This window comes from Peribacillus sp., assembly GCF_059453735.1.
Genome location: NZ_JAZVJO010000151.1, coordinates 1 through 8,431, shown reverse-complemented (window position 1 = coordinate 8,431; position 8,431 = coordinate 1). Strand labels below are relative to the sequence as shown.

At 39.9% G+C, this 8,431-nt stretch carries 6 protein-coding genes and 1 riboswitch; of the genes, 1 reads left to right on the top strand and 5 read right to left on the bottom strand.

From position 1 onward, the window contains the following. Positions 1-33: 33 nt before the first annotated feature. The 5 genes from AC52RT_RS05195 to AC52RT_RS05175 all read right to left on the bottom strand — a co-directional run bounded on the left by AC52RT_RS05195 (position 34) and on the right by AC52RT_RS05175 (position 6,828). Positions 34-2,352: a universal stress protein gene (locus AC52RT_RS05195; protein WP_495539767.1), complete on the bottom strand. Its 2,319-nt coding sequence runs from the start codon at positions 2,350-2,352 to the stop codon at positions 34-36. A gap of 63 nt (positions 2,353-2,415) precedes the next feature. Further along, on the bottom strand, positions 2,416-2,970 hold the full coding sequence (gene kdpC, locus AC52RT_RS05190; RefSeq protein WP_495539766.1) for a potassium-transporting ATPase subunit KdpC: 555 nt from the start codon (positions 2,968-2,970) through the stop codon (positions 2,416-2,418). 23 nt (positions 2,971-2,993) lie between these two features. Then, positions 2,994-5,033, bottom strand: coding sequence for a potassium-transporting ATPase subunit KdpB (gene kdpB, locus AC52RT_RS05185; protein WP_495539765.1), 2,040 nt, complete (start codon positions 5,031-5,033; stop codon positions 2,994-2,996). 22 nt (positions 5,034-5,055) lie between these two features. Further along, positions 5,056-6,729, bottom strand: a complete 1,674-nt coding sequence (gene kdpA, locus AC52RT_RS05180) for a potassium-transporting ATPase subunit KdpA (RefSeq protein WP_495539764.1) — start codon at positions 6,727-6,729, stop codon at positions 5,056-5,058. A gap of 24 nt (positions 6,730-6,753) precedes the next feature. After that, positions 6,754-6,828, bottom strand: a complete 75-nt coding sequence (locus tag AC52RT_RS05175; protein ID WP_411838338.1) for a potassium-transporting ATPase subunit F — start codon at positions 6,826-6,828, stop codon at positions 6,754-6,756. Positions 6,829-7,312: 484 nt separating this feature from the next. Continuing rightward, positions 7,313-7,453: riboswitch (cyclic di-AMP (ydaO/yuaA leader) on the bottom strand. A gap of 240 nt (positions 7,454-7,693) precedes the next feature. Between AC52RT_RS05175 and AC52RT_RS05170 the strand changes: the two genes are divergently transcribed. Continuing rightward, entirely contained in the window at positions 7,694-8,068 is a 375-nt protein-coding gene (locus AC52RT_RS05170) for a Na-translocating system protein MpsC family protein (protein WP_340846198.1), read from the top strand. The last annotated feature ends 363 nt before the right edge of the window (positions 8,069-8,431 follow it).

The following is an 8,431-nucleotide window of genomic DNA, read 5'->3' as shown; positions in this document are numbered from 1 at the left end:
ATAAACGACGAACATGTCGTTTGTTTTTTTGTGTTAATCAGCTACAACTAACACATCGAGGTGTCTGGTTTCTCTTAATAACCGGGCGACAATTGAACCCTGCTTTATTTCCTGCCACCTTGACCGGGCTGAATGGCCGATAATAACTTGTGTTGCTTGTTTGTCTACTAATTGTTGGGTAAGTTCTTGGATAATTAAACGATGGTTTGCACTGGTATATTGTTCAAACGTTCCCCCTAAGCGTTCAGTAAGACTTCTAATTTTGCGGAGATTGAGCTGCTCATCTTCTGACAGAGTCGGATGATCTTTGACATAAACCACATACCATTTCGCTTTAAGACGATAAGCAAGCCGGAACCCTCTTCTAATCAAGCGCTCTGAATCTGCCCTAAGATTTACGCAGACAAAAATGACTTCTTCCTTCCTCCATAATCCTCTCACCCCTTCTTTCCTTACTAAAGACTCTAATCGCTCATCTACTTCATCTGCCAATTCTCGGAGCGCCAATTCACGAAGAGCAATTAGATTTTGTATTTTAAAAAAATGACTGAGAGACTGCTCTATTTTATCCATGGCATAGATATTCCCATCTGCCATTCTCTGTCTAAGAGCATAGGGAGAAATATCAATTAGTTCTAGTTCATCAGCACCCTGCAAAACCATATCAGGGACTGTTTCTCTGACTCGTACGCCTGTAATTTGCTCTACACTGTCATTTAAACTTTCTACATGTTGGATATTCATGGTAGAAATAACCGAAATGCCTGCATGCAGGATGTCTAAAACATCCTGATACCTTTTTTGATTTTTGCTTCCAGGAACATTGGTATGTGCTAATTCATCCACAAGGACTACTTCAGGATTACGTATTAATATGGCTGCTACATCCATTTCCTCTAATACAACTTGTTTATATCGCACCTGTTTCCTAGGTACCGTCTCTACGCTGCCGACTTGTTCAGCTGTCTCATGTCGACCGTGTGTTTCTAAAAACCCAATGACAACATCAATTCCGTTTTTTCTTAATTCATTGGCTTCCCTTAGCATCGTATAGGTTTTCCCAACGCCCGGGGCCGCACCAATATATACTTTTAGGGTTCCTCTTTTAACATCTTGTATTTTTTCTTTCACTTCATCTGGTGACAATCTTCGGTAGGAGTTTTTCTCCTTAATCGAATGAATGGCCGTAATCACTCTTTCTCCGTGTTCTTGGGCACGATCTGCGACAATGCATATGTCGATATGTTTTGTTTTTCTTAGAATGCGATTAATAATTGAGCCGCGAATGATTTCTTCCCATCTCGTCCTTTTTGATTGTCCGAGCGTAATCCGGGTAATATAATGCTGCATAGCATATTCCACGATTTCATCAGCGATATCTTCCCTGCTGATTATAACTTCTTCAAATTTTCCTTTTAATTTATGGATCAACTTTTGCATTGATTTTTTAAACATTTCTTCTTCTTTTGTCAGATTCTTTTGTTTTACGATAAAGCAAGCAATTAATAATTCGCCGCCCAGTCGTTTTGCTATCTGATCCCCTCTCCTGATTAAAAGGGAACCATTCCAATTATATTGTACGCATACCAGGATCCGTTCAGTAGCTCCAGAGGGCCCAACTAATCCTTCTTGTTCTCGAATTTCCGTCAAGTCTTCTTCTACTTCACCTGCTAAGAATCGTAAGGATAGTTCCCTTAGAACGGCTAGATTATCCTTATTGTATAATTGAGCCTGTTCATTTGGTTGATGACTTGCTTCAATCTTACCTTCTAGAAGACGTTTTAAAATGGCTTCGGGTGTTACATCCAAGAGTCTAACCTCATCAGCCACCGTCAATGTATCTTCAGGAACAAATTCATGAATATTAATTGGACATTTCATTAACCGTTCGGCAACTTCTTTAACCCCTTTTAATTCGTAGATATTGATGGTGGTAATCACACTAATCTTGTTATTGATTAATTCTTTAACTTCTTCTAATCTAGTTCGGTTTTCAGCTGATGGCCGATTGCTGTGAGCTAACTGGTCAACTAACAGCACTTCTGGATTTCTTTTGTAAATTTCCTGCATATTTAAATCATGTTTCACCTGACCATTATCCTCCCATTCAATAGAAGGAATAACTTCTAGACAGCCTAATTGTTCTAATGTTTTGGGGCTGCCGAGTGTACTTACTACACCTGCAGCCACATCAATCCCGCGTTTTTTCAGCTCATTTCCTTCAAGGAGTAAATGATAGGTTTTCCCAGAGCCGCTAACCGCTCCAAGGATGATTTTGAGTCTGCCTTTTTTGATCATAGATATCGATTGAAGAATTTCATCAGGTGTTTTTCGGCGAAAGTTCTGGGACATGATCATACCTCCTAAACCGGTTCAGAGGTAAGAGGAGAGTAACTAGTACTCTCCTCTACTCTTTCACAGTTCATCTAATGCTATATTGATCTCTAATACATTGATTCTGGGTTCTCCAAATAACCCTAGCGAGCGGCCTTCCTTATGTGTATTGATAAGGTCATATAAACGTTCTTCTGATATCCCGCGTTCTTTGGCTATTCGAGGTACCTGAATGTTTGCTCCTTGAAGTGAAATATTCGGGTCAAGTCCTGAACCTGAATTAGTGACTAAATCGGCTGGTATCTCTGCTTTTTTGACTGTTGGGTTTTTCTCTAGAAATTTAGCCATATCACTTTTTGTTCGTTCTATCATGTCTTTATTCGACGGAGAATAATTAGGCGTACCTGATCCAGCTGCATCATAATTAATAGAAGAAATACGACCATGGAAATAGCCAGGGTCTGTAAAAGACTGACCAATTAACACCGAGCCGATAATCTCTCCAGAATTATTTTTAAGTAAACTGCCCTCTGCTTTTGCAGGCATTACTACTTGGGAAACCCCTGTTAACAGCAGCGGATAAGCTAACCCGCAAATAACGAGCAAAACGAAAACTAAACGGATACTTTTTAACATGCATACCACACCTTTTTATAAGATTAAGATAATCCAACTAATACAAGCAATAAGTCAATCACTTTGATTCCGATAAAAGGAACGATTACTCCACCCAATCCATAAATAAAGAGATTCTTGGTTAACAATTTGGAGGCATTCATCGGAACATAGTTTACCCCTTTCATTGCTAATGGAATTAATAGGGGAATAATCAATGCGTTAAATATCAAAGCCGCTAATATGGCACTTTGCGGCGTGTCCAGCCCCATAATGTTGAGAGCTTTCATTTCTGGAATAGCAACCATAAACATGGCTGGAATAATCGCGAAGTATTTAGCGACGTCATTCGCGATACTAAAGGTAGTTAAAGCTCCTCGTGTCATCAGGAGCTGCTTCCCAATCGCTACGATTTCAATGATCTTTGTTGGGTCTGAGTCCAGATCAACCATATTAGCCGCTTCCTTCGCTGCATGCGTTCCCGTATTCATGGCCAATCCTACATCCGCTTGAGCCAGCGCTGGTGCATCATTTGTTCCATCACCGGTCATGGCGACAAGCTTACCTTCAGCTTGTTCTCGCTTAATCACCCTGATTTTGTCTTCCGGCTTTGCTTCAGCTATATAATCATCAACACCTGCTTCTTTTGCAATCGTTGCCGCTGTTAATGGGTTATCACCGGTACACATCACTGTCTTTATCCCCATTTTCCTTAATTCATTAAAACGTTCCTTCATGCCTGGTTTCACTGTATCTTTCAAATAGATAACACCCAATATTCGTTTTCCTTCTGCCACAGCCAGTGGTGTTCCACCAAGTGACGCGACTTCATCACTAATGTTTTCTAAATCAATCGGAACTTTTCCTCCCTGCTGCAAGATATATTTCTTGATTGCATCAACTGCACCTTTTCTAACTTGGGTGCCATCTGCCAAGTCTGTCCCGCTCATTCTAGACTCAGCTGTGAATTCTACTCCTTCCGATCCTTCTTTTATTAATTCCTCTTTGACTGTCCCAGCTTTTATAACAAAATCAACAACTGAACGGCCCTCTGGGGTTTCATCATGTATCGATGAATAAGCAGCAAAAGTATTCAGCTCTTTCTGGGTTACTCCCTTAACTGGCAAAAGCGAAAAAGCCATTCGGTTACCCAGTGTGATTGTTCCAGTTTTATCTAGAATAATTGTATTAATATCACCAGCCGCTTCTACTGCTTTCCCAGACTTTGCAATCACATTAAATTGTGTCACTCTGTCCATCCCTGCAATTCCTATCGCAGAAAGAAGACCGCCTATTGTCGTTGGAATCAAGCAAACTAGTAACGCCACTAACGTAGCAGTCGGTAAATTCACATTTATATAAGAAGCAATTGGTACTAGTGTGGTACAAACAAGCAGAAAGATAAGCGTCAACCCAACAAGCAGCGTGCTGAGTGCAATTTCATTAGGTGTTTTTTGTCTCTTAGCTCCTTCTACTAAACTAATCATCCGATCTAGGAACGATTCACCTGGATCACTGCTGACTTTCACTTTAATGTAGTCACTAATCACTTTTGTCCCGCCTGTTACAGAACTGAAATCTCCTCCTGATTCTTTTATGACCGTGGCTGACTCGCCAGTAATGGCTGATTCATCTACTGAAGCGACGCCTTCAATAATATCTCCATCACTTGGTATGAAATCATTGGCTTCCACTAGCACAATATCGCCTTTACGAAGGTCTGCGGCATCCACTACTTTTATTGAACCATCTTTTTGAATGAGCTTTGCTTTTGTGTCCTGTTTCGTTTTTTTCAGACTATCTGCTTGTGCTTTCCCACGTCCTTCAGCTAGCGCCTCGGCAAAGTTAGCAAACAGGATCGTTAGTACTAAAATGAAACTCACAGCCAGATTATATCCTCTGTCTGAATCCCCCCCGAATAATGATGGAAATATCGACAGCAGCAAGGTCATAACAAAGCCTATTTCTACGACAAACATGACAGGATTACGTGCCATTAACTTTGGATTTAATTTTTTGAAAGCATCTTTGCTTGCTTCAAGCAAGATCGTACTAGTGACGTTCCCTTTACTCTTTGTACTCATCTGGAATACTCCTTTTCAACATTTATCTAATTGTCAGCCACTCAGCAATTGGGCCAAGGGCAAGTACTGGAAAGAAAGTCAATGCTCCTATTATTAATACAGTGGCTAAAAGGATGATTAGGAACGTGCTATTATCGGTTTTAAGTGTTCCAATCGTCTCTGGCACACGCTTCTTAGTGAGTAAAGAACCAGCGACTGCGATCATGGCAATCATCGAAAAGTAACGGCCGAACAACATCACTAAGCCGGTAGAAATATTCCAAAAAGGCGTGTTATCTCCTAACCCTTCAAACCCTGAACCATTGTTTGCCGCTGACGAAGTAAACTCATAGACCACCTGAGAAATCCCATGAAAACCGGAATTTGAAATACCCGATGTTCCCATTTCAGTAGCTAACGCAATCGCCGACGGTCCTAAAATGATTAAGGGGTGCAGGAGGATTGCTATCGCTATTAATTTCATTTCTCTTGCCTCAATTTTTTTACCTAAAAATTCTGGCGTTCGGCCAACCATCAGCCCAGCAATAAATACAGCCATGATGGTATACATAAGAATATTGACCGTTCCTACTCCATCACCGCCAAAGACACAATTCAGCATCATTTGGGCGAGCGGTACCAATCCTCCGAGCGGGGTCAGCGTATCATGCATCGTATTAACTGTCCCTGTTGTCACAGCTGTCGTTACTGCGGTAAAAAGCGCAGATTGTGCAATACCAAACCGTACCTCTTTCCCTTCCATACTCCCATTTTCTTGTGATAGACCTATTGTTTCTAAGGCCGGATTGCCATTTAATTCACTAAAATAGGACACACTCAGGAAGACAAGAAATAGTAACCCCATCGCAGTAAAAAGGATCCAACCCTGTTTTTTGTTTTTTGCCATACGACCAAATGTTAATGGCAGTGCAGCAGGGATTAGAAACATTGATAGTATTTCTAGTATGTTAGTGAAGCCTGTAGGATTCTCAAATGGATGGGCCGAGTTAACACCAAAAAATCCACCGCCATTTGTACCTAAATGCTTGATTGACTCTAAAGCAGCTACAGGTCCTCTCGCGATATTCTGTGCAGCTCCCTCTAACGTCGTCGCTGCAGCAGTAGAACTAAACGTTTGTGGTACCCCTTGGGAAACTAAAATCAAACCTATAAGAATGGATAACGGCAACAGTACCCGTGTAAGGGAACGAACTAAATCAACATAAAAGTTTCCGATATTCTTTTGCCCTGTTAATCCTCTAAAGAAAGCCATACATAGGGCGAGCCCTGTGGCTGGTGTCGTAAACATCAAAAAGATAATCACTGTCATCTGTGATAAATAAGATAAACCGGATTCTCCGCTATAGTGTTGTAAGTTCGTGTTCGTAAGGAAACTCGCAGCCGTATTGAAGGCGAGTATCGGATCCATATTTGCTATATTACTAGGATTCCCAGGCAGCACTCCTTGAAAGCGAATGATCAGGTACGAGATGATAAACATGATGAGATTACTAAACAGTAAGGCTTTTGCGTATTTCTTCCAGCTCATTTCACTTGTTTGTATACCTGACAGCTTATAAATAATCCGTTCGATCGGTCCAAAAATTCGATCTTGCTTCGTCGTTTCAAGGGAATAAACAGTCGTGAAATAATTTGCCATTGGTATCGCTAGTACAAGAACCAATACCAGCACCACACCGATTTGTAAAAAATCCATTTACATTTCCTCCGTTAGTAACGATTAATATTTTTCTGGGTTAAGCAATGCATGAACTAAATACAACATAACCACTCCAACAATCACTAAAAGAACCATTTTTCTACTCTCCCTCTTTTTCGATAACATTTTGACAAAAGTGAATAAAGCCTAAAAAGAGTGAAAAGGAAACAGCTGTTAGCAACACGGATACAACATCCATTTGAACTTCTCCTTTCAACTAGTTGATTAAAAAAACCTCACCACCTCCTTTCCGTGTTGTCTCTGTCAAACTACCAATCCATAAAAAAGAGACCAATGCGTACTCATCCCCCGATATGCAGCCGATGCAAAAAATCGATCCATGTTTCGACAATGAAAAAACTTCATTGCAACAGAAACAGAATGATTTGCATTAGCAAACATTAATTTGGAGAAAAAGTACTCATTGGTCTACTTAACGTCCAGCAAGCAGGGCTTCCTTTACGCTCAGTCATCCAAGAACAATTTTTCAATATAGGCATACTAAAAAGACCTACAGAAGGACAGGCTGCTCATTTTGCTGAAATCAACAAAAAAGCCCCCTGAAATAAGGTGGTCTTATGACCTCCTTCGCTTTAGCCGACGAAGTTAGCTGACGGGTAGGATGGCGAAAGAGTTCACATCCCTTCTGCAAAAGCAGAATTAACCCCAAAATACTGGGTCCTCCGTTCTCAAAATCTTTGAGATTTGGCCTTTATTAAATTGTTATGATGTCGCTTATTTTACGCTTAACTAGAAACATTTGTAAACCAGGGAAATCAACCAAATATATCCATATTAGACAGTTTAGCTTCATATTTAACAATTTTCCTTATGAAATCACTTGTTTTCTCATTAATTCTTCCTTTTTCAATCTTTTCCAAATTTTTATAAAATCAATTGACAAGAAGTCAGGCAGCAATTATGATAAATTCCAGCAATAGCCAAAATTAGTGGAGGGATTATGCTAAATTCTAAGAAAAAACTTGAAGCTGAAATTAGTGCTGCCTTTATCAAATTTCAGCGTGAGTTGATTGGGAGAGGACCACAGGAAGCAAAAACGTATATTATTAACGATATGCTGATTACCCGATTTAAAGGTGTTCTGACTGTTGAAGAAAAACATCTTGCCAGCCGTAATGCAGGAAAGAAATTAATTAAGCAAATGCGTTCACTTCTACATGAAATGTACACCCAGGATTATGAAAAAATCGTGGAACAATATACAAAATGTAAGGTTCTGTCCTCTCATCGAGATATTAGTACAAAAACAGGAGAACAGATTGAGGTTTATATCCTCGATAAAGATCTAGAAAAATGTTTTGAACCGCTCAAATAACTTGCACCTCTTACTTTTCCGTTAAGGGGCGTTGATTATGTGTATTGATAACAATATCTTGGAAGGTGTTTCTGCCGCATATACAGAATACTTCCTCGTTTTTTAGCAACACATGGCAGTGCAGACAATACTTCTTTTTCATATGGACTCAACTCTTTTCATAGATTCTGTATGTAAGATATTCAGAAAATAAAAAGAGTTGCAGCAATTTGCAACTCTTTTTTTCTATGAGGCTTTTTGAACCGCCGTTAGTTGAGTCTGTTTTGTACTTGGAATAATATTAAATAAGATATTTAATATTATCGCAGTCAGGCTTCCGGCTACAATGCCGTTGCTCGTAAGAATTTGCATGCTTGCTGGCAG